This is a genomic window from Pseudomonas sp. Marseille-Q8238 (assembly GCF_965111915.1).
In genome coordinates this window covers 3,274,332-3,299,415 of sequence record NZ_CBCOPI010000001.1, presented here as the reverse complement: position 1 = coordinate 3,299,415, position 25,084 = coordinate 3,274,332, and the positions used below count along the sequence as shown (strand labels likewise).

General features: G+C 57.3%; 25 protein-coding genes and 2 pseudogenes. 22 read left to right on the top strand and 5 right to left on the bottom strand.

Annotated features, from left to right (window positions below; genetic code table 11):
- Positions 1 to 92: 92 nt before the first annotated feature.
- From rluC to sppA, 3 genes are read left to right on the top strand one after another with little or no spacing between them, the layout of a single operon-like run.
- Positions 93 to 1,046, top strand: coding sequence for a 23S rRNA pseudouridine(955/2504/2580) synthase RluC (rluC, locus tag ACWPW0_RS15400; RefSeq protein ID WP_447592740.1), 954 nt, complete (start codon positions 93 to 95; stop codon positions 1,044 to 1,046).
- Positions 1,039 to 1,731 carry an HAD-IA family hydrolase gene (locus tag ACWPW0_RS15395; protein WP_454255764.1) on the top strand — a complete coding sequence of 231 codons (693 nt, stop codon included), beginning with the start codon at positions 1,039 to 1,041 and terminating at the stop codon, positions 1,729 to 1,731. Before rluC ends, ACWPW0_RS15395 begins: the two co-directional genes overlap by 8 nt.
- Entirely contained in the window at positions 1,724 to 2,701 is a 978-nt protein-coding gene (gene sppA / locus ACWPW0_RS15390; RefSeq protein ID WP_454255763.1) for a signal peptide peptidase SppA, read from the top strand. The genes ACWPW0_RS15395 and sppA overlap by 8 nt, the downstream gene beginning before the upstream one ends.
- Before the next feature lie 51 nt (positions 2,702 to 2,752).
- Here sppA and ACWPW0_RS15385 read toward each other — a convergent pair whose 3' ends face one another.
- On the bottom strand, positions 2,753 to 3,331 hold the full coding sequence (locus tag ACWPW0_RS15385) for a Maf family protein (protein WP_447592734.1): 579 nt from the start codon (positions 3,329 to 3,331) through the stop codon (positions 2,753 to 2,755).
- 106 nt (positions 3,332 to 3,437) lie between these two features.
- Between ACWPW0_RS15385 and ACWPW0_RS15380 the strand changes: the two genes are divergently transcribed.
- The 13 genes from ACWPW0_RS15380 (at position 3,438) to ACWPW0_RS15320 (ending at position 13,548) form a co-directional block, all read left to right on the top strand.
- The gene (locus ACWPW0_RS15380; RefSeq protein ID WP_454255762.1) at positions 3,438 to 3,965 is read left to right on the top strand and encodes a YceD family protein; all 528 of its coding nucleotides are present in this window, start codon (positions 3,438 to 3,440) and stop codon (positions 3,963 to 3,965) included.
- A gap of 13 nt (positions 3,966 to 3,978) precedes the next feature.
- Positions 3,979 to 4,161 (top strand): 50S ribosomal protein L32, encoded by a 183-nt coding sequence (rpmF, locus tag ACWPW0_RS15375; RefSeq protein ID WP_003245185.1) that lies wholly within the window; start codon positions 3,979 to 3,981, stop codon positions 4,159 to 4,161.
- A gap of 3 nt (positions 4,162 to 4,164) precedes the next feature.
- On the top strand, positions 4,165 to 5,175 hold the full coding sequence (gene plsX, locus ACWPW0_RS15370) for a phosphate acyltransferase PlsX (RefSeq protein WP_447592729.1): 1,011 nt from the start codon (positions 4,165 to 4,167) through the stop codon (positions 5,173 to 5,175).
- Positions 5,176 to 5,340: 165 nt separating this feature from the next.
- Positions 5,341 to 6,279, top strand: a complete 939-nt coding sequence (gene fabD / locus ACWPW0_RS15365) for an ACP S-malonyltransferase (RefSeq protein WP_454255761.1) — start codon at positions 5,341 to 5,343, stop codon at positions 6,277 to 6,279.
- 19 nt (positions 6,280 to 6,298) lie between these two features.
- Complete coding sequence (fabG, locus tag ACWPW0_RS15360; RefSeq protein ID WP_447592725.1) at positions 6,299 to 7,042, top strand: 3-oxoacyl-ACP reductase FabG; 744 nt, start codon at positions 6,299 to 6,301, stop codon at positions 7,040 to 7,042.
- A gap of 188 nt (positions 7,043 to 7,230) precedes the next feature.
- The gene (gene acpP / locus ACWPW0_RS15355; RefSeq protein ID WP_437881147.1) at positions 7,231 to 7,464 is read left to right on the top strand and encodes an acyl carrier protein; all 234 of its coding nucleotides are present in this window, start codon (positions 7,231 to 7,233) and stop codon (positions 7,462 to 7,464) included.
- A 109-nt stretch (positions 7,465 to 7,573) separates the two neighbouring features.
- Positions 7,574 to 8,818: a beta-ketoacyl-ACP synthase II gene (fabF, locus tag ACWPW0_RS15350; protein ID WP_447592723.1), complete on the top strand. Its 1,245-nt coding sequence runs from the start codon at positions 7,574 to 7,576 to the stop codon at positions 8,816 to 8,818.
- Positions 8,818 to 9,633, top strand: a complete 816-nt coding sequence (gene pabC, locus ACWPW0_RS15345; RefSeq protein WP_454255760.1) for an aminodeoxychorismate lyase — start codon at positions 8,818 to 8,820, stop codon at positions 9,631 to 9,633. Before fabF ends, pabC begins: the two co-directional genes overlap by 1 nt.
- 3 nt (positions 9,634 to 9,636) lie before the next feature.
- Positions 9,637 to 10,689: an endolytic transglycosylase MltG gene (mltG, locus tag ACWPW0_RS15340; protein WP_454255759.1), complete on the top strand. Its 1,053-nt coding sequence runs from the start codon at positions 9,637 to 9,639 to the stop codon at positions 10,687 to 10,689.
- Positions 10,686 to 11,318, top strand: coding sequence for a dTMP kinase (gene tmk, locus ACWPW0_RS15335; protein ID WP_454255758.1), 633 nt, complete (start codon positions 10,686 to 10,688; stop codon positions 11,316 to 11,318). The genes mltG and tmk overlap by 4 nt, the downstream gene beginning before the upstream one ends.
- Positions 11,311 to 12,297 carry a DNA polymerase III subunit delta' gene (locus tag ACWPW0_RS15330; protein ID WP_454255757.1) on the top strand — a complete coding sequence of 329 codons (987 nt, stop codon included), beginning with the start codon at positions 11,311 to 11,313 and terminating at the stop codon, positions 12,295 to 12,297. Before tmk ends, ACWPW0_RS15330 begins: the two co-directional genes overlap by 8 nt.
- Before the next feature lie 35 nt (positions 12,298 to 12,332).
- A complete protein-coding gene (locus ACWPW0_RS15325; protein WP_447592713.1) occupies positions 12,333 to 12,689 on the top strand; it encodes a PilZ domain-containing protein in 357 nt (118 codons plus the stop codon).
- Between the two features lie 61 nt (positions 12,690 to 12,750).
- Positions 12,751 to 13,548 carry a TatD family hydrolase gene (locus tag ACWPW0_RS15320; protein ID WP_454255756.1) on the top strand — a complete coding sequence of 266 codons (798 nt, stop codon included), beginning with the start codon at positions 12,751 to 12,753 and terminating at the stop codon, positions 13,546 to 13,548.
- Positions 13,549 to 13,765: 217 nt separating this feature from the next.
- On the opposite strand, the gene ACWPW0_RS15315 is transcribed toward ACWPW0_RS15320, so the two are convergent.
- Complete coding sequence (locus tag ACWPW0_RS15315) at positions 13,766 to 14,896, bottom strand: aminotransferase class V-fold PLP-dependent enzyme (RefSeq protein ID WP_454255755.1); 1,131 nt, start codon at positions 14,894 to 14,896, stop codon at positions 13,766 to 13,768.
- Positions 14,897 to 14,972: 76 nt separating this feature from the next.
- Here ACWPW0_RS15315 and ACWPW0_RS15310 point away from each other — a divergent pair, with 76 nt between their 5' ends.
- The 3 genes and pseudogenes from ACWPW0_RS15310 to ACWPW0_RS15300 form a co-directional block, all read left to right on the top strand.
- A complete protein-coding gene (locus ACWPW0_RS15310; RefSeq protein WP_447592707.1) occupies positions 14,973 to 15,611 on the top strand; it encodes a TetR/AcrR family transcriptional regulator in 639 nt (212 codons plus the stop codon).
- Positions 15,612 to 15,694: 83 nt separating this feature from the next.
- Positions 15,695 to 16,663 (top strand): GTP 3',8-cyclase MoaA, encoded by a 969-nt coding sequence (locus ACWPW0_RS15305; RefSeq protein ID WP_454255754.1) that lies wholly within the window; start codon positions 15,695 to 15,697, stop codon positions 16,661 to 16,663.
- A gap of 34 nt (positions 16,664 to 16,697) precedes the next feature.
- Positions 16,698 to 16,817, top strand: a pseudogene (locus ACWPW0_RS15300) (radical SAM protein); the annotation flags it as partial.
- 69 nt (positions 16,818 to 16,886) lie between these two features.
- Here ACWPW0_RS15300 and ACWPW0_RS15295 read toward each other — a convergent pair.
- From ACWPW0_RS15295 to ACWPW0_RS15285, 3 genes and pseudogenes are all read right to left on the bottom strand, one after another.
- A pseudogene (locus ACWPW0_RS15295) lies at positions 16,887 to 17,150 on the bottom strand (transposase); the annotation flags it as partial.
- Positions 17,151 to 17,233: 83 nt separating this feature from the next.
- Positions 17,234 to 18,553: an N-6 DNA methylase gene (locus ACWPW0_RS15290; protein ID WP_454255753.1), complete on the bottom strand. Its 1,320-nt coding sequence runs from the start codon at positions 18,551 to 18,553 to the stop codon at positions 17,234 to 17,236.
- Positions 18,550 to 19,131 carry a restriction endonuclease subunit S gene (locus ACWPW0_RS15285; RefSeq protein ID WP_454255752.1) on the bottom strand — a complete coding sequence of 194 codons (582 nt, stop codon included), beginning with the start codon at positions 19,129 to 19,131 and terminating at the stop codon, positions 18,550 to 18,552. The genes ACWPW0_RS15290 and ACWPW0_RS15285 overlap by 4 nt, the downstream gene beginning before the upstream one ends.
- 245 nt (positions 19,132 to 19,376) lie before the next feature.
- Between ACWPW0_RS15285 and gmtY the strand changes: the two genes are divergently transcribed.
- From gmtY to gmtX, 3 genes are read left to right on the top strand one after another with little or no spacing between them, the layout of a single operon-like run.
- On the top strand, positions 19,377 to 20,759 hold the full coding sequence (gene gmtY / locus ACWPW0_RS15280) for a gamma-mobile-trio recombinase GmtY (RefSeq protein WP_454255751.1): 1,383 nt from the start codon (positions 19,377 to 19,379) through the stop codon (positions 20,757 to 20,759).
- Positions 20,760 to 20,762: 3 nt separating this feature from the next.
- Positions 20,763 to 24,455: a gamma-mobile-trio integrase GmtZ gene (gene gmtZ / locus ACWPW0_RS15275; protein ID WP_454255750.1), complete on the top strand. Its 3,693-nt coding sequence runs from the start codon at positions 20,763 to 20,765 to the stop codon at positions 24,453 to 24,455.
- The gene (gmtX, locus tag ACWPW0_RS15270) at positions 24,448 to 25,083 is read left to right on the top strand and encodes a gamma-mobile-trio protein GmtX (RefSeq protein ID WP_454255749.1); all 636 of its coding nucleotides are present in this window, start codon (positions 24,448 to 24,450) and stop codon (positions 25,081 to 25,083) included. Before gmtZ ends, gmtX begins: the two co-directional genes overlap by 8 nt.
- Position 25,084 lies beyond the last annotated feature (1 nt).

Genomic DNA, 25,084 nt, shown 5'->3' with positions numbered 1-25,084 from the left:
TCCGCTGGCCGGGCCGCTTTTGGCGGCGTTCGCGACTATATCAGTAATGATTAAGTGCTTCAATTCCATAAAAAATTGTTATGATCGCCGCCATGACTACTCCTGCCATTCCAACCTCCGGCGTTCAGCTGCTTGAGGTTGCGCCGGAACTCGCCGGCCAACGCATCGACAATTTCCTTCGCACCCAGCTCAAGGGTGTGCCCAAGACCCTCATCTATCGCATTTTGCGCAAGGGTGAGGTGCGGGTTAACAAGGGGCGGATCAAGCCCGAGTACAAGCTGCAGGCGGGTGATGTGGTACGTGTCCCACCGCTGCGCCTGGCTGAGCGGGATGAGCCTGCGCCTTTGGCGCAGAGCCTGCTCGAGCGCCTGGAGGCGGCGATTGTCTATGAGGACAAGGCGCTGATCGTGCTCAACAAGCCGGCCGGTATTGCCGTGCATGGTGGTAGTGGGCTGAATTACGGGGTGATCGAGGCGTTTCGTCAGTTGCGTCCGGATGCCAAGGATATCGAGTTGGTGCATCGCCTGGATCGCGACACCTCCGGGCTGCTGATGATCGCCAAAAAGCGCAGCATGTTGCGTCACCTTCACGAGGCCTTGCGCGGTGATGGCGTGGATAAGCGCTACATGGCGCTGGTGCGGGGTAACTGGCCGACAGCGAAGAAGAAAGTCAGCGCGCCGTTGCAGAAGAATAATCTGCGTTCTGGTGAGCGTATGGTCGAGGTCGATCCCGAGGGCAAGGAGGCGCTGACGGTATTTCGCGTGCTGCGCCGCTTCGGTGAGTTCGCCACGCTGGTCGAGGCCAGTCCGATCACCGGTCGTACCCATCAGATTCGCGTGCATGCCAAGCATGCCGGGCATTCGATCGCGGGTGATTCCAAGTATGGCGATGATGAATTTACCCGCGAAATTCGCGAGCTGGGCGGTAAGCGCCTGTTCCTGCATGCCTATGCCTTGAAGATCGCCTTGCCCGAGGGCGGCGAACTCAGTGTGGAGGCGCCGGTGGATGAGATGTGGGCGCGCACGCTGGAGCGCTTGAGTGCCTGATTATCAACTGCTGATTTTTGATTGGGACGGCACGCTGGTCGACTCCATTGGTCGCATTGTTGCCTCCATGCATGGTGCGGCTGAATGCTGTGGTTTGCCATTGCGCAGTGATGAAGCGGTCAGGGGTATTATCGGGCTGGGTTTGCCGGAGGCTGTTCGCACGCTTTATCCCGATCTGGATGAGGTGGCGCTGATCGAGCGCTTCCGTCGTGATTACAGTGAGCATTATTTGCAGTTGGAGGCTGAGCCGTCTGCGCTATTCGATGGTGTTGCTGAGTCGTTGGAGGCGTTCCGTGCCGAGGGCTATCGACTGGCTGTGGCTACTGGTAAGAGTCGCAGTGGGTTGCAGCGGGTTCTGGCAGGGCGTGGCTGGCTGGATTATTTCGATATCACTCGCTGTGCCGACGAAACCGCAAGCAAGCCTGATCCGTTGATGTTGCAGGAAATTCTGGCGCACTTTGGCTTGTCGCCGCGTCAGGCACTGATGGTTGGCGATTCGTCGTTTGATCTGCAGATGGCGCGTAATGCCGGGATGGACAGTGTGGCGGTTGGTTTTGGTGCGCAATCGCTCGATAGTTTGCAGGCGTACGGGCCGCGGCTCGCGATCAATGAGTTTTCCGAATTGCGCGCCTGGCTTGGCGTGCGTGCTTATGAAAAGACGAGTGAGGTAGTCGAGCATGTCTGATGAAGGAACTGCATCGGTCGCCAGCGGCGACGATAAAAGCTGGAAGCTGCTGGAGAAAACCTTGCTGGCCGGGGTTCAGGAGCAGCGGCGCGCGCGACGCTGGGGGATCTTCTTCAAATCCCTGACTTTCCTCTATCTGTTCGTGGCTTTGGCGATGTTCGTGCCGGGGCTTGGTCTGAAGAAGGTGGCGGCTAAAGGTGAAACCCATACGGCGCTAATCGAAGTGCGCGGCATGATCATGGCGGATGAGCTGGCCAGTGCCGACAACGTCGTCAGCAGCCTGCGGGCGGCCTTTGAGGACAAGAAAACCAAGGGTGTCGTCCTGCGCATCAATAGCCCGGGGGGCAGTCCGGTGCAGTCTGGATACATCTATGACGAGATCAAGCGCCTGCGAGGCCTGAACCCGGATGTCAAAGTCTATGCCGTCATCAGTGATCTCGGGGCTTCTGGTGCGTATTACATTGCCAGTGCGGCGGATGAGATCTATGCCGACAAGGCCAGTTTGGTGGGTTCCATTGGGGTGACCGCTGCCACGTTCGGTTTTGTCGGTGCGATGGATAAGGTCGGTGTCGATCGTCGGGTATATACCTCGGGCGAACACAAGGCGTTCCTCGATCCCTTTCAGCCGCAAAAGCCTGAAGAAACCGAGTTCTGGCAAGGGGTGCTGGAAACCACGCACAAGCAGTTCATCGCCAGTGTGAAGAGTGGGCGCGGTGATCGGCTCAAGGTTGAGCAGCATCCGGAGCTGTTTTCCGGTCTGATCTGGTCGGGTGAGCAGGCGCTTGAGCTTGGCCTTGTGGATGCGTTGGGTAGCACCAGCTATGTGGCAAGGGAAGTGATTGGTGCGAAGGATATCGTCAACTATACCCGTGAGGAGAATCCCTTTGACCGGTTCGCCAAGAAGCTGGGTATGGGGGTTGCCGAGCATCTGGCCATGTGGATGGGCTTCCAGGGGCCGGCACTGCGTTGATGAAAAAAAGCCCGGTTTATGCCGGGCTTTTTCCTTCTATATGGTTTGCGGTCAGGGGGTGGCAATGCCCTGTTCGTTGAGCATGCTGGTCAGGCGGATGAGGGGGAGGCCGATCAGGCTGGTCGAGTCTTCGCCCTCGGTGGCGCGAAACAGGCTGATGCCCAGGCCTTCGGCCTTGAAGCTGCCGGCGCAGTCGTAGGGTTTCTCGGCTTCCAGATAGCGCGTGATCTGTTGCTCGTCGAGTTGGCGAAAGTGCACGGTGAAAGGGATGACGTCGATCTCGCAGTGCCCTGTTGCGCTGTTGAGTAGGGTTAGTCCGGTCAGGAATGTCACGCTGGTACCGCTGGCGGCCAATAGCTGAGTTTTGGCGCGCGCAAAGTTTCCTGGCTTGCCGAGGATTTGCTGGCCGAGCAGGGCGACCTGGTCGGAGCCGATGATCAGGTGGTTGGGATGAAGCTCCGCCAGAGCTCGCGCTTTTTGTTCGGCGAGGCGGCGCACGAGCGCTTCAGCGCTTTCACGTGGTTGTGGCGTTTCGTCGATAGCGGGCGCGCTCCAGATGAATGGATGGCGCAGGCGGGCGAGCAACTCGCGGCGATAGGGCGAGCTTGAGGCGAGCACCAGCGGCTGCATGGGCTTCTCCTGATTGAAAGGCGGGGATTCTAACGGGCATGCCCCTGGGCGGACAGGCCGAATTTCCTTTGACAGGGGGTGGGTGCATCCCTAGAATGTCGCGCCTATGTTGAATGGACCGATTCCACCTCACGTTGATCCGCGCAAACTTGCTGATCGTGGCGTTACCCTTGAAGGGGAAATGTCGCTGGCAAGTTTCGAGCGTCTGTGCGAGCCGCTGGCAGATAATGTTGGTGTCGTGCACGCGGAGCTAGTCTTCGAACGTGGTGAGCGCAAGGCTGTGACAATACACAGTCAGCTCCGGGCTGAGGTCAAGATGATTTGCCAGCGTTGTCTGGAACTGGTCGTCCTGCCGATCCAAAGCGAGTGTCATTACGCGGTGGTGAAGGAAGGTGCGGAGACCCAGTCGCTGCCCTCGGGCTATGACATGCTGGAAGTGGGTGAAGATCCTCTGGATCTGTTGGCACTGGTCGAAGAAGAGCTTTTGCTCGCTCTGCCCATTGTTCCGATGCATGCCCCCGAAGATTGCCAGCAGCCGGTCGGTCTTGATGAGCCCGAGTCGAGCGAGGACGAGGTATCGCGGTCCAACCCGTTCAGTGTTTTGGCGCAGTTAAAGCGTGACCCAAACGTTTAGGAGTTAATCAGTTATGGCTGTTCAGCAGAACAAAAAATCCCGCTCTGCCCGCGACATGCGTCGTTCCCACGATGCGCTCGAGGCCAGCACTCTGTCCGTCGAGAAGAGCACCGGTGAAGTTCACCTGCGCCACCACGTATCTCCGGAAGGCGTATACCGTGGTCGTAAAGTGATCGACAAGGGCGCTGACGAGTAATCCTTGTCCGCTCCACTGATCGCGATTGATGCAATGGGTGGGGACTTCGGTCCCCACTGCATTGTTCCAGCCAGCGTCGCCTGTCTGGCTGAGAACCCCTCGCTTCATCTGGTCCTCGTTGGCCAAGCCCCCCTGCTTGAAGATTTGATCGCCCGGCATCCTGCTGTGGATCGCTCGCGCCTGCATGTTGAGCATGCCGCCGATGTGATCGGCATGGATGAGCGTCCCTCCCAGGCTTTGCGCGGCAAACCTGATTCTTCCATGCGCGTCGCGCTGGAACTGGTACGCAGTGGGCGGGCCAAGGCCTGTGTCAGTGCCGGCAATACCGGTGCGCTGATGGCGCTGTCGCGTTACGTGCTGAAGACCCTGCCGGGTATCGATCGTCCGGCGATGGTCAGTGCCGTGCCAACAGGCAGCGGTGTCTGTCATTTGCTTGATCTGGGGGCGAATGTCGACTGCAGCGCCGAGCATCTTTATCAGTTTGCCGTGATGGGTGCGGTTGCTGCCGAGGCCTTGGGCGTGGTGCGGCCACGTGTGGCGCTGCTCAATGTGGGCACTGAGGAAATCAAGGGCAACCAGCAAGTCAAGTTGGCGGCCAGCCTGTTACAGCAGGCGCAAGGTCTTAATTACACCGGCTTCATCGAAGGTGATGGCCTGTATCGCGGTGAGGCCGATGTGGTGGTGTGCGACGGTTTTGTCGGCAACATCCTGCTCAAGTCGAGCGAGGGTCTGGCTTCGATGATCTCTGCGCGTATCGAGGCGCTGTTCTCCTCGGGTGTCGTATCGCGGTTGATTGGGGCGTTGGCGTTGCCTCTATTGCGCCGCTTACAGGGCGATCTGGCACCGGCGCGTCACAATGGCGCCAGCTTTCTCGGGCTGCAGGGTATTGTGGTGAAAAGCCATGGTGCCGCCGGCGTAGAGGGTTTCCAGAGTGCCATTCGGCGGGCGCTGGTCGAGGTGCGCGAGGATCTGCCGCAACGCTTGCATGGTCGCCTGGAGGATTTGCTGCTGTAGCCAGATTGCGGTTCGTGTGGCCGTCATGGCCGATCCGGTAGAGGCTTATTTCAGGCGGTTATAGCCAGGGCTGTGACTGCTGCATTCTTTGTGTCATCCAATCCCTGTTCCGGCCTGGCAGTGCCCGGCTCCATCCCGCAATGATCCATCAATAAGGGAATGTTTATGTCCGCCTCCCTCGCATTTGTCTTTCCAGGCCAGGGCTCGCAGTCACTGGGTATGTTGGCCGAAGTCGGCGCGCAGTGGCCGTTGATTCGCGATACGTTTGCCGAGGCCTCCGATGCCCTGGGTTATGACCTGTGGGCATTGACCCAGGAGGGTCCTGAGGAGCGTCTGAACCAGACTGACAAGACCCAGCCGGCGATCCTGGCAGCTTCTATCGCGCTGTGGCGCCTGTGGCTGGCCGAAGGCGGTGTGCAGCCTGCCTACGTTGCGGGTCACAGCCTGGGTGAGTACTCGGCACTGGTCGCGGCTGGCAGTATCGGTTTCGCGGAAGCGGTCAAATTGGTGGAACTGCGTGGGCAGCTGATGCAGCAGGCCGTACCTGCTGGGCAGGGTGGCATGGCGGCCATTCTCGGGCTTGAGGATGTCGACGTACTGGCAGCCTGTGCCGAGGCAGCCAATGGCGAAGTGGTTAGTGCGGTGAACTTCAATGCGCCAGGCCAGGTGGTCATCGCGGGTGCTGCGGCGGCGGTCGAGCGTGCCATCGAGGCTTGCAAGGCGCGTGGGGCAAAGCGTGCCATGCCGTTGCCGGTCAGTGTTCCGTCACATTGCGCGCTGATGCGTCCGGCTGCGGAAAAGCTTGCCGATACCGTGGCTGTGCTGCCTTGGCAGGCGCCGCGTATTGCCCTGGTGCAGAACGTCAGCGCTGCCGTTCCTACTGATCTGGAGACCCTCAAGCAGGATCTGCTGGCCCAGCTCTACAGCCCTGTGCGTTGGGTGGAGAGCGTGGTGTTTCTGGCAGAGCAGGGCGTCACCGATCTGGTTGAGTGTGGTCCCGGCAAGGTGCTGGCAGGCTTGAATAAGCGCTGCGTGAAGGGCATTACAACCCATAGTCTGGAAAGTGTGGATGCCATTGCTGCGACTCGTGCAGCACTGGTTTGATTAGGCGAGGAGAGACCGTATGAGTCTGCAAGGCAAGGTTGCATTGGTAACCGGCGCAAGCCGCGGTATCGGTCAGGCGATCGCATTCGAGCTGGGCCGCCAGGGTGCGGTAGTGGTCGGAACGGCGACATCCGCTGCCGGTGCCGAGCGAATTGGCGAGGCGCTCAAGGCCAACGGCATCGAAGGTGCTGGTCTGGTGCTGAATGTCGGTGATGCCGAGTCGGTCAATTCCGTGCTCGAGCAGATCCAGAAGGACTTCGGCGCGGTGACCATCCTGGTCAATAACGCAGGTATCACCCGTGACAACCTGATGTTGCGGATGAAAGATGACGAGTGGTTCGATGTCATCAACACCAACCTCAATAGCCTGTTCCGTCTGTCCAAGGCCGTGCTGCGTGGGATGACCAAGGCTCGCTGGGGGCGCATCATCAGCATTGGTTCGGTCGTTGGAGCGATGGGTAATGCCGGCCAGACCAACTATGCGGCGGCCAAGGCGGGGCTCGAAGGTTTTGGTCGTGCATTGGCCCGTGAAGTAGGGTCGCGTGCGATCACTGTCAACTCCGTGGCGCCAGGTTTCATCGACACCGACATGACCCGTGAGCTGCCGGAAGCCCAGCGTGAAGCGTTGCTGACACAGATTCCGCTGGGACGTTTGGGGCAGGCCGAAGAAATTGCCAAAGTCGTTGGCTTTCTTGCTTCCGACGGCGCAGCCTATGTTACAGGCGCAACCGTGCCGGTGAATGGCGGGATGTACATGAGCTGAATGTGACTCGCCCCTTCAGGGAACTGTCATAAAATCGGTCTAAAGTTCGTTACAAAAGTGCAACTGACCGACCGCGTTACTGTGATTGGATCTGAAAGGGCTAGGCGTTTGGCTTGAAAGTTAGAAAACCCTTTCTATACACTGCGGCTCAGCTGCACGGATTTTTTCCATAGGAGTGAAAACAAGACATGAGCACCATCGAAGAACGCGTCAAGAAAATCGTTGCTGAGCAACTGGGCGTCAAAGAAGAAGAAGTCACCAACAGCGCTTCTTTCGTCGAAGACCTGGGTGCCGACTCTCTTGACACCGTTGAGCTGGTGATGGCTCTGGAAGAGGAATTCGAGACCGAAATCCCGGACGAGCAAGCTGAGAAGATCACCACCGTTCAGGAAGCCATCGATTACATCAACGCCCACGGCTGATTGATCAGAATCGACGGTTTTCGGACCTGGAAAAACCGCACTGCCCCCAAAGGCGTGCGGTTTTTCTTTGCTAGGGTGTAGGGTTTGAATAGAACAAGAGGAATTCGTAGTGTCGCGTAGACGCGTCGTGGTTACCGGTATGGGCATGCTGTCGCCACTGGGCAACGATGTGGCCAGCAGCTGGCAGGGCATCCTGGCCGGTCGCAGTGGCATCGGCCTGATCGAGCATATGGACCTTTCCGCCTATTCCACCCGCTTTGGCGGTTCGGTTAAGGGCTTTGACGTCGAGCAGTATCTTTCCGCCAAGGAAGCCCGCAAGCTCGATCTATTCATCCAGTACGGCCTGGCTGCCAGCTTTCAGGCAGTGCGTGACTCCGGTCTCGAGGTTACGGATGCCAACCGCGAACGTATTGGTGTCGCATTGGGCTCCGGTATCGGCGGCCTGACCAATATCGAAAACAATTGCCGTTCGTTGTTCGACCAAGGGCCGCGGCGTATTTCGCCGTTCTTCGTGCCGGGTTCGATCATCAACATGATTTCCGGCTTCCTGTCGATCCACCTGGGTCTGCAGGGGCCTAACTACGCAATCGCCACGGCGTGCACCACGGGCACCCATTGCATTGGCATGGCCGCGCGCAATATTGCCTATGGCGAGGCTGACGTCATGGTCGCCGGCGGCGCCGAGATGGCCACTTGTGGGCTGGGTATTGGCGGTTTCGCGGCTGCTCGTGCGCTGTCCACGCGCAATGATGACCCGGCTCGTGCCAGCCGCCCCTGGGACAAGGAGCGTGATGGCTTCGTACTGTCCGATGGTGCCGGCGCTCTGGTGCTTGAAGAGCTTGAGCATGCCAAGGCGCGTGGGGCAACCATTTATGCCGAGCTGGTTGGTTTTGGCATGAGCGGTGATGCCTACCACATGACTTCGCCGCCCGAGGATGGCGCTGGCGCTGCTCGCTGCATGAAGAATGCACTGCGTGATGCCGGACTGAACGCCGATCAGGTGCAGTACATCAATGCCCACGGGACCTCGACTTCGGCCGGCGACAAGGCCGAAGCCGCAGCAGTCAAGACCGTGTTCGGTGACCAGGCGTACAAACTGTCGGTCAGCTCGACCAAGTCCATGACCGGCCACCTGCTGGGTGCGGCCGGGGCGGTCGAGGCGATTTTCAGCGTGTTGGCTCTGCGCGACCAGGTCGCACCGCCGACCATCAACCTGGATGCGCCGGACGAAGGTTGTGACCTGGACTTCGTGGCGAACGAAGCCAAGCCCATGGCAATTGATGCGGTGCTGTCGAACTCCTTTGGTTTTGGTGGTACCAACGGTTCGCTGGTGTTCCGCCGGTTCGCCGGCTGATGCTGTGCTGGGTCGACGGCCGGCCGGATACGCAGGTATCCGTGTCGGACCGTGGCCTGGCTTATGGCGATGGCCTCTTCGAGACCATCGCAGTAAAGCGCGGCGAGCCACGCTTGCTGATGCGGCATATGGCTCGGCTTGGCGAAGGCGCCCGGCGACTGCATCTTCCTCTGGATCTATCTGCCATCGAGCAGGAGCTGCTGGCCTTTTGCGCTGAGTTGGGTGTCGGGGTTGCCAAGTTGCTGGTGACGCGTGGCGGTGGACTGCGTGGTTATGCGCCTGCGCAACCTTCTACGCCGCGGCGTATTTTGCTGGGCAGCCCGTTTCCTGCTTACCCGCCGGAGCATGCCGAGCGGGGCGTGCGCCTGTATCCCTGTGTTACCCGTCTTGCTGAGCAGCCGTTGCTGGCTGGGCTCAAGCACCTCAATCGTCTGGAGCAAGTGCTGGCCCGTAATGAGTGGCATGACCCGCGCTACGCCGAAGGTGTGGTGTGTGATGTGTCAGGCAGGGTGATCGAGGGGGTCTACAGCAACCTGTTCCTGGTGCGGGATGGCCAGTTGTTGACGGCCGATTTGTCACGCTGTGGCGTGGCCGGGGTGATGCGCGCGGAAATACTGGCACGTGCGGCAGGCTGTGGTCTGGCTGCGCAGGTGCGGGATATCGACTATGCCGAGCTGCTTGCCGCCGATGAGGTCTTTCTTTGCAACAGCCTGTATGGCATCTGGCCGGTACGTGAGCTGCAAGGGCGCGACTGGCCGGTGGGCGCGCTCACCCGTAAACTGCAGGACAATCTCCGTAGTCTTCTGGATTCCTGATTCGTGATACGCAAACTGTTGCTGCTGCTCGCGGGTGGTGTGTTGCTGGCCGTGCTGGCGCTGGGCTTTTCTGCCTGGCGCCTGCATGTAGTCCTCGAACAACCCCTGCAATTGACTGAAGAACGCCTGCTCAACGTCGAGCCAGGTTCGACCCCGGGTGGCGTGCTCAATCGTCTGGAGTCCGAGGGGATTATCGAGGGGGCTTTCTGGTTGCGTCTCTACTGGCGCTTCAACCTGGCCCCGCAACCCTTGCACAGTGGCGAGTACAAACTGGTCCCGCAACAGTCCATGCGCGACCTCTTGGGTATGTGGCTGCGTGGCGAGGTGGTGCAGTACAGCCTGACGTTGGTGGAGGGCTGGAATTTCCGTCAGGTGCGTGCCGCGCTGGTACGCCAGGAGGCGCTCAAGCAGGAGCTTGGCGAGCTGGATGATGCGGCGCTGATGACACGCCTGGGCATGCCCGGAGCTAATCCCGAAGGGCGCTTTTTTCCGGATACCTATCGCTACATCCGTGGCATGAGCGACCTTGACCTGCTCCGGCAGGCGAAGACCCGCCTTGACCAGGTGCTGGCCGAGGAGTGGCAGAAGCGCGCCGAGGGCCTGCCTTATCGTGATGCCTATGCCGCGCTGATCATGGCCTCGATGGTGGAGAAGGAAACGGGTGTGCCAGAAGAACGTGGTCAGATCGCAGGCGTGTTCGTGCGCCGCTTGGCTATCGGCATGCGCCTGCAGACTGATCCAACGGTGATCTTCGGGCTGGGCGAGCGCTACACCGGTAAGCTGAACCGCGCTCATCTGCGCGAGCTGACGGCGTACAATACCTACCAGATCGATGGCATGCCGCCGACGCCCATTGCCCTGGCCGGGCGTGAGGCGATTCATGCGGCCTTGCATCCTGTCGATGGCAAGAGCCTGTATTTCGTCGCCCGCGGCGATGGCAGCCATGTATTCTCCGAGACCCTGGAACAGCACAATCGCGCGGTAGCCGAGTATCAACTCAAGCGCCGCAGCGACTATCGCTCCAGCCCACCGCCCAGACCAAAGGAAACGCCGTGAGCGGTTTGTTTATCACCCTCGAAGGCCCTGAAGGTGCGGGTAAAAGCACCAATCGCGACTACCTCGCCAGCCGGCTGCGTGAGCACGGCATCGATGTGCTGCTGACCCGGGAGCCGGGCGGCACACCCTTGGCTGAGCGTATTCGTGAATTGCTACTGGCCCCCAGCGATGAAGCAATGGCTGCCGATACCGAGCTGCTTCTGGTGTTCGCTGCCCGTGCCCAGCACCTGCATGGCGTGATTCGGCCCGCTCTGGAGCAGGGCCGTGTGGTGCTCTGTGACCGTTTCACCGATGCCACCTATGCCTATCAGGGCGGCGGGCGCGGTCTTTCCGAGGCGCGTATTGCCCAACTTGAAGACTTCGTACAAGGCGGGCTGCGGCCTGACCTGACCCTGGTCTTCGATTTGCCGATCGAGGTTGGCTTGTCACGTGCCGCAGCCCGTGGGCGCCTTGATCGTTTCGAGCAGGAAGGCCGACGCTTCTTCGATGCCGTGCGTCAGACCTACCTGCGTCGCGTAGACGCAGAGCCTGCGCGTTATCGGCTGCTGGATGCCGCACGCTCATTGGGTGAGGTGCAACAGGCCATCGATGTGCTGCTCCCGGAGATTCTGGAGCGCAGCCGTGGCTGAGGTGTATCCCTGGCAGCAAGCGGTGTGGCAACAACTGGCGGGGCGTCGACAGCATGCTCATGCCTATCTGCTGCACGGCCCTGCAGGTATCGGCAAGCGAGCCCTTGCCGAACGGCTGATGGCGTCGTTGCTGTGCATGAGCCCGGTTGATCTAGAGGCCTGCGGGCAATGCAAGGGCTGTCATCTGCTGGCGGCGGGCACACATCCGGACAATTACGTACTCGAACCCGAAGAGGCGGACAAGGCGATCAAGGTCGACCAGGTGCGTGACCTGGTCAGCTTCGTGGTGCAGACCGCTCAGCTCGGGGGGCGCAAGGTGGTGCTGCTGGAGCCGGTGGAGGCGATGAACGTCAACGCTGCCAATGCCTTGCTGAAAAGCCTGGAAGAGCCCGCTGGCAATACCGTATTGCTGCTGGTCAGCCACCAGCCGAGTCGGTTGTTGCCAACGGTGAAGAGTCGTTGCGTGCAGCAAGCATGTCCGTTGCCGGATCAGGCCAGCAGCCTCGCCTGGCTGACGCAGGCGCTGCCCGATTGCAGTGAACAGGAGCGCGTGGACCTGCTGCAGTTGGCTGCAGGCTCGCCGCTGGCTGCCCGGCGCTTGCAGCAGCAGGGCGTGCGTGAGCAGCGGGCCTTGGTGGTAGAGGGCGTGAAGAAGTTGCTCAAGCAACAAGCCAGTGCCAGCCAGTTGGCGGAAAGCTGGAAAGCGTTGCCGATGCTCATGCTGTTCGACTGGTTTTGCGACTGGGCGCAGTTGATGCTGCGCTACCAGCTGACCCACGACGAAGAAGGGTTGGGCATGGAGGATATGCGCAAGGTCGTACAGTATCTGGCCACCAAGGCGCCACAGCCCAAGGTGCTGGCCATGCAGGACTGGTTGCTGCAGCAGCGGCAAAAAGTTCTGGGCAAGGCGAATCTGAATAGTGTTTTGCTTCTCGAAGCGCTACTGGTGCAGTGGGCAAGCCTGCCTGCGTCGGGCTAGAATCGAAAATTGGAACGTATCGCTAGGAATGCTGCATGAGCTTGCCACCTAATCTTGGCCCGCGTAACGGGATTCTGTCCCTGACCATCAAGGACAAGTCCGTGCTCTATGCGGCCTATATGCCCTTCATCAAGAATGGTGGGCTGTTCATCCCGACTGGCAAGACCTACAAACTCGGCGACGAAGTCTTCATGTTGCTCAATCTGATGGATGAGCCGGAAAAGATTCCAGTTGCTGGCAAGGTGGTCTGGATCACCCCGAAAGGTGCGCAAGGTAACCGCGCCGCCGGTGTGGGTGTGCAGTTCAACGATGGCGACAATACGGCCCGCAACAAGATCGAGACCTACCTGGCGGGCGCGCTGAAATCGGATCGACCGACCCACACCATGTAATCTCTTTTCTGCACCGCTACGCCACCGATGTCGGTGGCGTTTTCGTTTGAGTGGTATACCCATGCTGATCGACTCCCATTGCCACCTCGACCGCCTCGATCTGGGCGCCCATGACGGTTCGCTCGATGCGGCCTTGGATGCCGCTCGTCACCGTGGTGTCGGTCACTTTCTCTGCATCGGTGTCAGTGCTGAAAACGCCGGCACCGTGAAGGCGTTGGCCGATCGCTATGCCGATGTCGACTGCTCGGTAGGGGTGCACCCGCTGGATCTGCAAGCAGGGGAGGCGCCGGCCCTGGAGTGGCTGCTCGGTGAACTCAACCATCCACATGTGGTGGCGATTGGCGAGACCGGTCTCGATTACCACTACGAGCCCGAAGCCGCGGAGCTGCAGCAGCAATCCTTTCGCCTGCATCTGGAGGCCTCACGCATCACCGGCAAGCCGGTCATCGTGCATACCCGCGAAGCGCGTGCCGATACCCTGGCGCTGTTGCGCGAGGTCGCCCTGCCTCAGGCCGGTGTACTGCATTGCTTCACCGAAGACTGGGCGATGGCCAAGGCCGCGCTGGACCTGGGTTACTACATCTCGCTGTCGGGTATCGTCACCTTCCGCAATGCCGAGGCGTTGCGCGACGTTGCCCGCCAGGTGCCGGCCGATCGTCTGCTGGTGGAAACCGATGCACCTTATCTCGCGCCAGTTCCCTATCGTGGCAAACCGAATCTGCCGCAGTACGTGCGCGAAGTGGCGGATTATCTGGCCGTGCTGCGTGGTGTCAGTGCCGAGACCCTGGCTGAGCAGACCAGTGCCAACTTCCAGCGCCTGTTCCCGTTGGCTAGGGTCTCCAGCGGCGCTGCACAGTAAATCCGGGGCAAAAAAAACCCGGGTTCTGGGGGATGAATCCGGGTCAAGACCATTAGGAGTAAACAGGGTACGCGGTCCACGGTACCCAGCCTGGTGGGGCACTTGGGGGGATGCCGCACGCCAGTACGTTGAAGTATTGGCCATGTTTGCCGAGCGTCCAGGCGGGGGCTGAGTGTTTTTTAAACAGATTTGGAATACTTGGGCCGCTGCTGAGCACTCAGCCAGGCAGCAACTGGCCCAGTACGTCCAATGTTTGCTCGATAACGGCGAGTTCCGTGTAGAAATGCGGCGAAAAACGGATGCCCGGGCCCCGTTGAGCGCAGACGATTTGTTGTTCCTTGAGCCTGGCGAACAGCGCCTGGTTATCCCAGCCGCCCAGGCTGAAGGTGAGAATGCCGGCGCGGCGATCAGGATCGAGTGGGCTGTGCAGGGTAGCGCCCAGGCGCTGCAGCCCTTGCTGCAGAAGCACCATGCGTTCTTCGATCTGGGCGGCGACCTGGGGCATGCCGACTTCTTCCAGTAACGACAGGCTGGCCTCAAGTGCCATCGCGCCAAGCATGTTCGGGCTGCCGCATTCGAAGCGCCGGGCGCTATGGGCGGGTTGCCAGTCACTGCGGTCGTAGTCGCCGGCGTGCTCCAGCATATGCCAACCATATTCGTGCAGGGTCAGGTGTTCGCGCAGGTCGGCGCGGCAGTAGAACCCCCCAAGGCCCTCTGGGCCGAGCATCCATTTATGCCCATCGGCCATGGCGAAGGCGCAACCATTGGCCTGGGCATCGAAGGGTTGAGCGCCGAGTTGCTGAATGGCATCCACGCAGAACAGTACACCACGGGCTTGGCAGCCGGCCCCGAGGCGCAACAGGTCCAGGCGCAGGCCGCTGGCATATTGCACGGCGCTGATCGCCAGCAGGCGAGTGCGCGGACCACAGGCGGCGAGCAGGTCGGCTTCCGGGTCCTTGCCGCGCAGATCGACCTGGATGACCTCGACGCCGCGAGGCTTGAGGGCCTCCCATACGACTCGGTTTGAAGGGAACTCTTCGTTGCTGATGACGATCTGGTCACCGGCCCGCCAATCGAGGCCGAAGGCGACGAACGACAAGGCTTCCGAGGTGTTCTTCACTAGGGCGATGTCATCGCTGCTCGGCGCATTGAGCAGGCGTTTCAGGCGCAGACGCAGGCGCTGCTCAATTTTTAGCCAATCTGGATAGTCACGCGCACCGATCAGGCTATTCTGTTCGGCGAAGCTGCGTACGGCTTCTGTGGCACGCCTTGGCCAGGGCGCCACAGCGGCATGGTTGAGGTAGCGCAGACCGGAAATGTGAGGGAACTCGATAGGAACGGCTGACATATGGGCGATGATCCGTGCAATTTAGCGCTGAACAGGCATAATAATGCGCTTCGATTTTGCATCCTGTAGTCACTTTATGAATAAAGAACCTCGCAAAGTTCGTGAATTCCGTCGTCGCGAACAGGAAATTCTCGATACCGCGCTGAAATTATTCCTCGAACAGGGTGAAGACAGCGTGACCGTCGAGATGATCGCCGACACGGTGGGCATTGGCAAAGGCACGATCTACAAGCATTTCAAGTCGAAGGCGGAGATCTACCTGCGCCTGATGCTCGACTATGAGCGCGACCTCAATGCGCTGTTCCATTCGGCCGATGTGGACCGTGACAAAGAGGCGTTGTCACGCGCCTACTTCGAGTTCCGCATGCGTGACCCGCAGCGCTATCGCCTGTTCGATCGCCTGGAAGAAAAGGTGGTCAAGGGCGCGCAGGTCCCGGAAATGGTCGAGCAACTGCACAAGATCCGTGCCTCCAACTTCGAGCGCCTGACCCAGTTAATCAAGGGGCGCATCGCCGAAGGCAAGCTGGAGGACGTACCGCCGTATTTCCATTACTGCGCAGCCTGGGCGCTGGTGCATGGCGCGGTAGCCCTCTACCACTCGCCGTTCTGGAGCAATGTGCTGGAAGATCAGGATGGTTTCTTCCAGTTCCTCATGGACATTGGCGTGCGCATGGGCAACAAGCGCAAGCGCGACGGCGACACGCCTGCAGCCTGATGCCACATTCAGCCCGCTCATGATGCATGTTGCATCGCTGGCAGCGGGCATATACTCCGGCGTGTATCCCGCCGGAGTTCTCAATGATCGTTGACCGTCAGGGCAGGCGCTTTCGCAATTTGCGCATCAGCCTGACCGCCGCCTGCAACTACGCCTGCACCTACTGCGTGCCCGACGGCAAGCGTCTGGTCGCTGCACAGGACGAGCTCTCGGCGCCAGCCATGGTGCGCGGTGTCGCCTATCTGATCGAAGCCGCAGGTATCGAGCGCTTGCGCATCACTGGCGGTGAGCCGCTGGTCAGCCCCAAGCTTGAGCCCTTTCTGCATGAGGTCGGCACGTTGGGGCTGGCGGATATCAGCCTGACCACCAATGGCCAATTACTCGCGCGCAAGCTGCCCCTGCTGCTGGACAGTGGCGTACGCCGGTTGAATGTGTCTCTGGATACGCTCGACCCTGCGGCCTTTCGTCGGATTGCTCGTGGAGGGGATCTGGCCACGGTCCTCGATGGGCTGCAGCAGGCGCATGCAGCGGGCATGAAGATCAAGCTCAACATGGTGCCGCTACGGGGCGTCAACCATGACCAGGTATTACCGATGCTCGATTATTGCCTCGAGCATGGCTTCGAGCTGCGCTTTATCGAGTTGATGCGCATGGGCCACCTGGCGCGTGAGGGACAGACCTTCCAGCAGCAGTTCTATGGCATGAGTGCGCTGCTGGAGACGCTCGGTGAGCGCCATACCTTCGTGCAGGCCGAGGCTCCCGTGGACGCCACTGCGCTGCGTTATGAAATTCCCGGTCAGGGTTTCTTCGGCATCATTGCCAACGAAAGCGTGCCGTTCTGCCGTACCTGTTCGCGTCTGCGTCTGTCGTCTACCGGTTGGCTGCATGGCTGCCTGTCATCGAGCAATCGACATTATGTCGGTGACTTGCTCGACAAACCTCGCCATCAGGCCCTGCCGGCCTTGCAGCGCCTGCTGGTACAGGCCCTGGCAGACAAGCAGGAACTGGCCTTTTCCGGTGGCGTGACGGTGATGAAGATCATCGGTGGCTGAACCGCCACGTCGTCTTTTTGAGAGTAAATGAACCATGTCCGCTGAATTCCCGATTGCCTATATCGAGCCGGTTTTTCGTCCGCCGAGTGAAGCCAACTCGCTGATCCTGCCGGTCACCAATGGCTGCTCGTGGAACGCCTGTACGTTCTGCGATTAGTTACCCTGGTTTCAGGTACTAAACTTATAGTGTCATCTCGTTTCGTCTGGATTTGACAGTGGTGGCCTTAATTAGGATCGTTTTCTCCCGCTCCAGTCGGTCGATCCTGGCCTCCAGCTCCTTGATTTTCTGCTGTTCGGGAGCCAGTGCTTTGCTCTTCGGGGGAACGCCCTGGGGTTCCTTCACGGAGCTGTTTGACCCATCGACGCAGAGCTGACTCAACCCGCCCCGATGAACTGGCTGCCTCAATGTGGCTATAGCCGTGATCGAGCCCCCGACTGTATCCTCTCGCTTGAACTCGGGCGTAAAGGAACGACGTTGCTGGGTCATGAGACACCTCTCTATGGCGAATACTCTCGCCCTAAATGGGTGTCCAAAATCAGTAGGCCACTACAGTTTGTTCATGTGGTGATCTAATTAGACAATTTACTAAGCAATGCGTCGATCTGTGTGCCTATATCTTTTAGCTCTTCGTGGAGATATTGGCGGGCCTGGGCCAGTGAGCGAAGATCCACAGGCCACTCCTCAGAGGATGAGGGAAAGTAGCGTCCAACATTGAGGGCGTAATCATTCGCCTGGAGCTCCGATATACTGAGCAATCTGACGATGTTGGTGTCAGATACCCGCCCGGTGAAGTTATCAGAAATTGTCTGAATAGCCTCAGGTGTCAGAGAGTTGAGGCTCTTCCCTGATGAGTACAAACTGCTGCCGTCAAGCAGCAGCATCGGTGCATCACCGCGTGACGCTTTGAAAGTTAGAATTACTAGGCGTCTAGGATCACTGCGATAGAGCTTCTGAGGCAGATAAATGATGGTGTCGAGTAGATTGGACTCGATGATTGATCGACGGATATCCGCTTCTTTTCCGGTGCGAAGTAATGCACCTTCGTCGACAATGGCCATCGCCAGCCCATTATGAGGATTCATGCATGCCAGCATGTGCTGTAAGAGTGCCCAGGAGCTTTTACCACGCGCAGGTATGCCGAATTTGTAACGACCAAATGGATCCTTCACCGCGTCATCCGGAGTCCACTCATCGACACTATGTGTTAAGTCAGAAACCACCAACTCAAAGGTTTTGAGATCACCATTGATGACCGGGGGATATTTGAGGGCATTCACCTGCTCGAAGTTCAGACCATAGCCCATGAAAAAGGCACGGACAAGGCTATAAAACAGTCCCGCTTCACTAGTTGTGTGTCCAAGCGCACTGACATCCCTCTCTATAGACCGCTGAGTTTTCGCTACTTGCGATAGAAGCCTTCCAGTAGCGGAGTGGGGATCGTAGATAGAGTAACTGACGTGCTCTAGAGCCAGCTCAGTAAGTAGGTTCGCGAGTCCTTCCGGGCTAACCTGAATTGCATCATCTAGGCCATCGTCTTCTAATTTTCTGATGAAGCTTTCTAAAGTCTTGGTCAATGCATCAATGGCAAAATTTTCACCGGCCAATGCGCCCTCGATGTTTGCAAAGTAATTCTGATTTTCAGTAGTGGAGCCGTGTTGAAGGCGGTATATCTTGAGCCTCTTGTGGAATAAATCTCCGAGTGTTGGTGCCCTGGCTTTCACCTTGTGCGCAGCAGCATCAAAGAAACTTTCATCGTAAGTGCAAGCACCGTCTGTTGCTAAACTATTCTCATCATCTATGTGAGATAGGAGCAATAGTAAGGAGTGGTTACTCAGGGCCTGATAGTTGGGATGAGCGGTTAGCAAGGTCATTATGGCAGGTGTATTCATGAATCTTCCTCCTTGAGCAAAATCTGACTCGCTAGCGCTGACAGTTGCTTTTCTCGATTAAGCATCAGGACGTTGTATAGCCGCTTTTCCTTTCGTGTTAACTCGATAAGCGCTCCCAGCCGATGCTGAATCTCAATGCTGACGTGGCTTATTGGTGCTGTCGCCAATGTTGAAATCGTGATGTTTCGATTATGGCTATCAGGGGTGCTCATATCGAAATGCCGCTGTGCTTGCAGCTGATTGAGTTGCCAGGCAACAAAGCCGGGATCAAAGCGCTCGTCCTTTATCCGAACGACGAGAAAATGCTGCGTGCAGACAACAGAGTCAAAAGGAAGCTCAGGTAAATAGAACGCAAAATTCCTACGCCCGCGGGCTTGGAAAATGATGTCGCCAGGTTGTAACCAGACTGGCTCTTTGCTCCCCACTAGGTGACATGTTTCGAGCTGCTCCCACATCACGCCGTCTGCCAGATCGACATCCCGCATCTGAATCACATTAGTTTCAGCTTCAGGGGAAGTGACGACAGCCCCTCTGAAGCCATGCCCCATGCGGATTTCAGCGATTTCATCCAGTGTCATTTGTGCCTCTCCGCTAGCCGTGGGGCACAGCCTATCGCAATGAATTTACGGTATCAACGCGTTGCTACGGTTGACGTGTGGCTCGGTGTCTGTATTATTGAATCATCGCGTTGATACATAAACTACGCAGGTTGAACCAAGGCAAAACCTCGGGAAATCCTGACGAAGATTTTCTAAATCTGGTGAGATCCGCCAGCCGTTCCAGGTGATCAAACGCCAGTTCGGTTATGTGAAGAGGGCATTGAGTGGCCGTCATCCTAGAAGCGTCGCATCGTGAGTTCAGGCCCTTTGTCTCTGACGCGTCCGGCGTTCAGTCTGTCCTGCCGATAATCGTGACTGACTATGGTGTGTTGGATCAGTTTGCTCGCTACATGCACCTTAACCGACTCAAGAGCCGCTCTTGGCAGGAGTCTGCGACTTTCGCTGTGCGACTGTTGTTAGAGTTCATGGAGGCCAACCAAAGTTTTTATGGCGAAGCAAGGACACTATTCGCTGCCTTTTCAGATGCGCTCTACATTGGCACGGTATCGAATAACACCGACCCCTCCGGACTATGGTGGCACCCCCGGCAGCCAGATGATGCCAGCAAGTTGATCGGTCAAATCACCCGTTTCACTGATTGGTTGGCAGTCATCAATGAAGATGCCAGTTTGCAACTCAATCCTTGGCGGCAAGCGACGAGGCATGAAGAGCGGTTGAATTGGGCAGCCTATTCGCATCGCAGGGATAACGCCTTTCTGTCCCACTTGTGGTGTTCCAAACCTAATACCAGCCAGTCAAGGGCTGTGCGCTTAGGGGGAATGCCTGTAGAGCGGCAAACGCCTGCTAAGGCATTTCCAGAAGATCATTTCGAGTTGCTGGTATCTGAGGGATTTCGTAGAAGAGCGCGAGATAATCGTGGGTCGATTGACCTTCGAAATGTTTTGATTACCCAACTGATGCATTTCGGCGGAATACGGCTGTCCGAAGCTTTGGCGCTATGGAGTGATGACGTTAGCGTTGAAGGCGGGGAGGTCATTGTCCGTGTGTATCATCCTGAGTATGGACGGGCACCTGACGGCAAAACCAATCGCGCCTCTTACCTACAAACACAATACGGGCTACAACCTCGTTGCCGTCTAGTCAAAGCCACTGATCCGCTGTTTCTTGGCTGGAAGAACAGCCTGATTACTGATCCCCACCGCCGCTGTTTTGAGGTGTTTTTCTACCCTCATGCAGTCGGCCAAGCTTTTGCTGCTATGTGGCGAGATTACCACTTGAAGCAGCGAGTGAAACCCAAGGTTGGTGAAATGCATCCATACGCATTTACCAATAAAAACGGTCAGCCCTATTCACACAGGATGTTTCGCAAGGCTCACAAGTTGGCAATTGAACGAATTGGTCTGGTCTACGAGAAAATTGAGGGTACAACCCCGCATGGACATCGTCATGCCTACGGGCAGCGCCTAGATCGGGATGGTGCTGACCGATTGTTGATCAAGAACGCCATGCACCATGCATCGATTGAATCGAGTCTGACCTACACCCAGCCCGCAGCGACAGAGGTGCGGCAGACTCTTATAAAAATGGACGCGCGGCTGCTATTGCAGCACTCAGACGACATTCCAGACCCTTCTGCCAAGGAGTGACCAATGTCATCAAATAAGATGTTTTATACCTACACTGAGGCCCGAGACGCAGCTCAGGCGCTGGGTATCAAGAGTCTGGCAGAATACAGAGAGCGTTACCGCGAAGAGTCAGCGCTGCCAGCTAGACCTGAAAAGACCTATGCCAACGCCGGCTGGATTGACTGGTACGACTTCCTTGGCAATAACCACCCCGACTTCTACCAAACTTACGTCGAGGCTCAAGCCGCAGCTCAGGCGTTAGGCATCAGTAGCCATCCCGAATACAGTAAGCGTTACCGCAAAGACCCAAAGCTGCCGAGCTGCCCTGGCAGGACTTATGCCAACGCCGGCTGGATCGACTGGTATGACTTCCTTGGCAATAATCGTCCCGATTTTTACCTAACTTACGCCGAGGCGCTGGCCGCAGCCCAGGCGCTGGGCATCAATAGTCAGCCAGAATACAGCAAGCGTTACCGCGAAGACGCCAAGCTGTCGAGTAGTCCTGAAACGACTTATGCCAACGCCGGCTGGATCGACTGGTATGACTTCCTTGGCAATAATCGTCCCGATTTTTACCCAACTTATGCCGAGGCGCAGGCCACAGTCCAAGCGCTGGGCATCAAGAGCCAGCAAGAATACAGCAAGCGTTGCAGTGAAGACCCAAAGCTGCCAGCTAAACCTGCAACGACTTATGCCAACGCCGGCTGGGTCGACTGGTACGACTTCCTTGGTAATGACAGGCCCGATTTTTACCCAACCTACGTCGAGGCACAGGCCGCAGTCCAGGCGTTGGGCATCAAGAGCCAGCCAGAATACAGCAAGCGCTACCGCAGAGACCCAAAGCTGGCGTCCAGGCCCGACGAGACCTATGCCGATGCCGGTTGGACTGATTGGTACGACTTCCTTGGTAATGACCGGCCCGATTTTTATCCAACTTACGCCGAGGCGCTGGCCGCAGCCCAGGTGCTGGGCATTAAAAGTCAGCCAAGATACAAAAAGCGTTACCGCGAAGACCCCAAGTTGCCGAGCAGCCCTGAAAAGACTTATGCCGACGCCGGCTGGACTGATTGGTACGACTTTCTTGGCAATGAAAGGCCCGAATTTTACCCAACTTACGCCGAGGCGCAGGCCGCAGCTCAGGCGCTGGGCATCAAGAGTCAGCCAAAATACAACAAGCGTTACCGCGAAGACCTAAAGTTGCCGTCCAGACCTGATGAAGTCTATGCCGATGCCGGTTGGACTGACTGGTACGACTTTATCGGCACTGATAAACCCTCTGCTGCATTAGCTACCTACACATCAATGTGGAGTGATGTGGGGGCGTGGCTGAAGACTCAGAAGGGCATTACTTCAAAGAGGAATGCAATCAGGACTTTCCTTGGTGGTTTCTGGCAAGCTCAGGAGCTACCTGATGACGGAAGGTATCTGCTGCTACGTACCAATCCATTCAATGCAGTGGCTTACCAGCAATTTATCGATGCCCAAGCCGCTTCTCTGAGGAAGCCCTACCACAGAGCTATCAGTGCGTTTTTCAGCTGGTTACTGGATGAATATTGCACTGATGCCGATGCCGACGAGCGCATTGTTCTTCCCGAATATCGCAACCCTTTCGAGACTGTGCTGGCCGGTTTTGCCGATGGCTTGCAAGGATATCGGCCCAGCCAGACCACAAAGTCGCCGCTCGGCTACGAATACATCCTTCGGGCGCGCAATTACCTTGTGCCGAACGGTGAGCAAGTCTTACAGACCCGGCCCAGCTTTAGTGATTTACCTCATTTGCAAGAGTTCTTTGATGGTCGAACTGACTGGATTTATGTCGAGGAGTCGATCATCGACTACAACGATCCGAATTGCATATGGCGTAAAGTCGCAAAGGCAGACCGCCGTATTGATGGGGCTCGCGTGCTGGTAGATAGTTATCAGATCTGGTCACCGGTTCGCTTCGTCGCCCTCTACGCGCTGCTGCGATTCCCGTGGCGGGGTCAGCAGATTTTATGGCTGGATAGCGGCGAAGCAGATAAGGAGGTTGCGGTTCTTGATTTTGAAAGTGGCGGCATCAGTTGGGAGAAAAATACCGGCCCCATGGCTGGTAAAGGAAGCAAGAAGTATCGGCCCCAGGCTGTAGTGCAGCGTGGTGATAAGAATGCGCCGAAGCTGTATATAACAACAAACAAGACCGGAAAAATTGAAGGCGGTTACGAGATTGAGTGGATACCCGACGATCTGCTTTATTGGCTTTTGCTATTGCGCGACTGGCAGATCAAGTACAACCCGCTGAAAGAGCCTACACACTGGTCTGATATCAAGTTACGCGCTGACACCAATGAAAAGATCTTGAAGGCGCGGGGCACCCAATGCTTCTTGTTTCGCACTGACGGATCGGGGCAGCCGTTATTCACCACGACGGCCTTTACCCATACCTTGCCTGCATTACTCAACGTGATACAGCGTCCCGGCGAGAACCTCGCCAACGAAGCCCCTGACTATAAGTCAAATAATCAGCGTTATATCAGTCCCTATACTCCCCACAGCCTTCGGGTCAGCTTGATTACGGCTTTCATCGCAGATGGTGAAGCGCCCATTCACCTGATCTCTAAGCTTGTTGGCCATGCTTCACTGGTCATGACGATCTACTACACAAAGTTGAACAGCCAGCAGATGCGTCGTGCTATGGGGGAGACTGAAAAGCGAGCCGCGCAGATTGCCACTGAGCACCATGCCGAAATGGTTAGGGCGCAAGGATTGAAGCCGTTCCTCCATCAACTTATTGCAACAGACGGCAATCGCTCGCTGCTTGAGTCTGATGTACCCAATTCGGCGTGTGTTGTGTTTGACTGCGGCATCTGCCCAATGTCAGCTGCTTTGTGTCACATCGGCGGTAAGCCTGTGGTCGAGAGGAAGACAGAAACCTCTTATGCCCCTGTCGAGGCAGGCTACCTAGGACAAAAGAATTGCCCTCGCTGCCGATTTTTTGTCACTGGTGTTCCGTTTCTTGGTGGACTGGTGGCACTGGCCAACGAGGTTGCATTGGAGATTCATGCAGAAAGTGCTCGTTTCCAAGGCTATGCAATAGAAGTTGATCGCCTTGAGCAAGAGCTTTATGACGCCTGTCAGGCGAATCAACCAGATACCGAGCAGGCAAAGCGTAAGCAGGCGATTGCTAATCAGCAGCAGAGTGCAGCAAAGCTCGATGGGCTACTGGCTGACTATGTCGCGGTTCATCACTATGTTAAAAGTTGCCTGAAGCTCATCAGCGAGAGTGAACAAGGCGACGAAGGCGGGAGTGGTGTAAGACTCATCGCAGCAGGCGATCTAGCGGATGCTAGTGTGGTCTTTGAAGATTCCGAGACAAATTATCATTTGCTAGCTGAAATCTGCCAGAACGCGACCATATATCGGTCGGCAAATCCCTCGCGTGCAATACCTTTAATCGCCCAAGCTATTGATCGTATGGCAGAGAACAATGGTTTGGCACCGGCTATGTTCAGACTGGATGACGGACAAAAGCTAGTAGTGGCTAACGAATTGACTAGGCTTCTCCTTTATCGGCTCGGCTCATGGGAGAAGATCGACAGACTGTTTTCAGGCGATCTGATGCTGCTTGATATTGATGCTGATGAGCCAGAACTCACGCGTATCTCTACCGAGATCAAACAGCTTCTCTCCGAACCTAATCGTGCTAGCAAAATCACACGTGAGGTTTCAATTAATGAGTGAATGCCTGACTTCGCCACAGGAAACTTACGAGCGGCTAATGAACGAGGCTAGCGATATTCGCCGCAAGCGGAGTCTGGAAGCCATTAACGAAACCTGCCGACTGTTGCATGAGCGGCATTCCTCGGACTTTTCTTATAAGACCATAATTACCCTTGGCAAAGATCGTGGACTGCCGGTTCCCAGTGAAAAGTCAATCGTAAATACGACCGGCGAGCATTATCGGGAACTGATCCAAGCGTGGAAATTGGTTTCGCATCCCAAGGTTAGTGAGAAAAAAGCCGCCCCCAATAACTGGATCGAGCATATCGAAGACCCTGTTTTGCGCATGAGTGTCACCCTGCTAGCCAAGGAGTTACGGGCGCTGAAGGCCAAAGAGGCGCGCAAGGTCAACCATAGCGGCGCACCAATTATCCTAGGGAGTGCGACGGGGCAGATCGTTTCAATGCAGCCGCGCTTCAACGATGCCGAGTTGGCTGCGCTGAAAGCGGCTATTGATCCGGCAGAGCTCGGTCTTGTCGGGCTGCGGATTGGTAGTAGGGGCGAAGTGGTGGATGCGAAAGACAGGAAAATCCACAAGCCAGGCTTTAGAGATGCCATTGAGAAAGTGCTGTCTGCACCGGTGAAGTGAT

Bases quoted from the DNA above. Each gene is read 5' to 3' on its own strand.
- rluC (WP_447592740.1), top strand. From the start codon at position 93: ATGACTACTCCTGCCATTCCAACCTCCGGCGTTCAGCTGCTTGAGGTT.
- sppA (WP_454255763.1), top strand. From the start codon at position 1,724: ATGTCTGATGAAGGAACTGCATCGGTCGCCAGCGGCGACGATAAAAGC.
- ACWPW0_RS15385 (WP_447592734.1), bottom strand. From the start codon at position 3,331: ATGCAGCCGCTGGTGCTCGCCTCAAGCTCGCCCTATCGCCGCGAGTTG.
- ACWPW0_RS15380 (WP_454255762.1), top strand. From the start codon at position 3,438: ATGTTGAATGGACCGATTCCACCTCACGTTGATCCGCGCAAACTTGCT.
- rpmF (WP_003245185.1), top strand. From the start codon at position 3,979: ATGGCTGTTCAGCAGAACAAAAAATCCCGCTCTGCCCGCGACATGCGT.
- fabD (WP_454255761.1), top strand. From the start codon at position 5,341: ATGTCCGCCTCCCTCGCATTTGTCTTTCCAGGCCAGGGCTCGCAGTCA.
- fabG (WP_447592725.1), top strand. From the start codon at position 6,299: ATGAGTCTGCAAGGCAAGGTTGCATTGGTAACCGGCGCAAGCCGCGGT.
- acpP (WP_437881147.1), top strand. From the start codon at position 7,231: ATGAGCACCATCGAAGAACGCGTCAAGAAAATCGTTGCTGAGCAACTG.
- pabC (WP_454255760.1), top strand. From the start codon at position 8,818: ATGCTGTGCTGGGTCGACGGCCGGCCGGATACGCAGGTATCCGTGTCG.
- ACWPW0_RS15325 (WP_447592713.1), top strand. From the start codon at position 12,333: ATGAGCTTGCCACCTAATCTTGGCCCGCGTAACGGGATTCTGTCCCTG.
- ACWPW0_RS15320 (WP_454255756.1), top strand. From the start codon at position 12,751: ATGCTGATCGACTCCCATTGCCACCTCGACCGCCTCGATCTGGGCGCC.
- ACWPW0_RS15315 (WP_454255755.1), bottom strand. From the start codon at position 14,896: ATGTCAGCCGTTCCTATCGAGTTCCCTCACATTTCCGGTCTGCGCTAC.
- ACWPW0_RS15310 (WP_447592707.1), top strand. From the start codon at position 14,973: ATGAATAAAGAACCTCGCAAAGTTCGTGAATTCCGTCGTCGCGAACAG.
- ACWPW0_RS15305 (WP_454255754.1), top strand. From the start codon at position 15,695: ATGATCGTTGACCGTCAGGGCAGGCGCTTTCGCAATTTGCGCATCAGC.
- ACWPW0_RS15290 (WP_454255753.1), bottom strand. From the start codon at position 18,553: ATGAATACACCTGCCATAATGACCTTGCTAACCGCTCATCCCAACTAT.
- ACWPW0_RS15285 (WP_454255752.1), bottom strand. From the start codon at position 19,131: ATGACACTGGATGAAATCGCTGAAATCCGCATGGGGCATGGCTTCAGA.
- gmtZ (WP_454255750.1), top strand. From the start codon at position 20,763: ATGTCATCAAATAAGATGTTTTATACCTACACTGAGGCCCGAGACGCA.
- gmtX (WP_454255749.1), top strand. From the start codon at position 24,448: ATGAGTGAATGCCTGACTTCGCCACAGGAAACTTACGAGCGGCTAATG.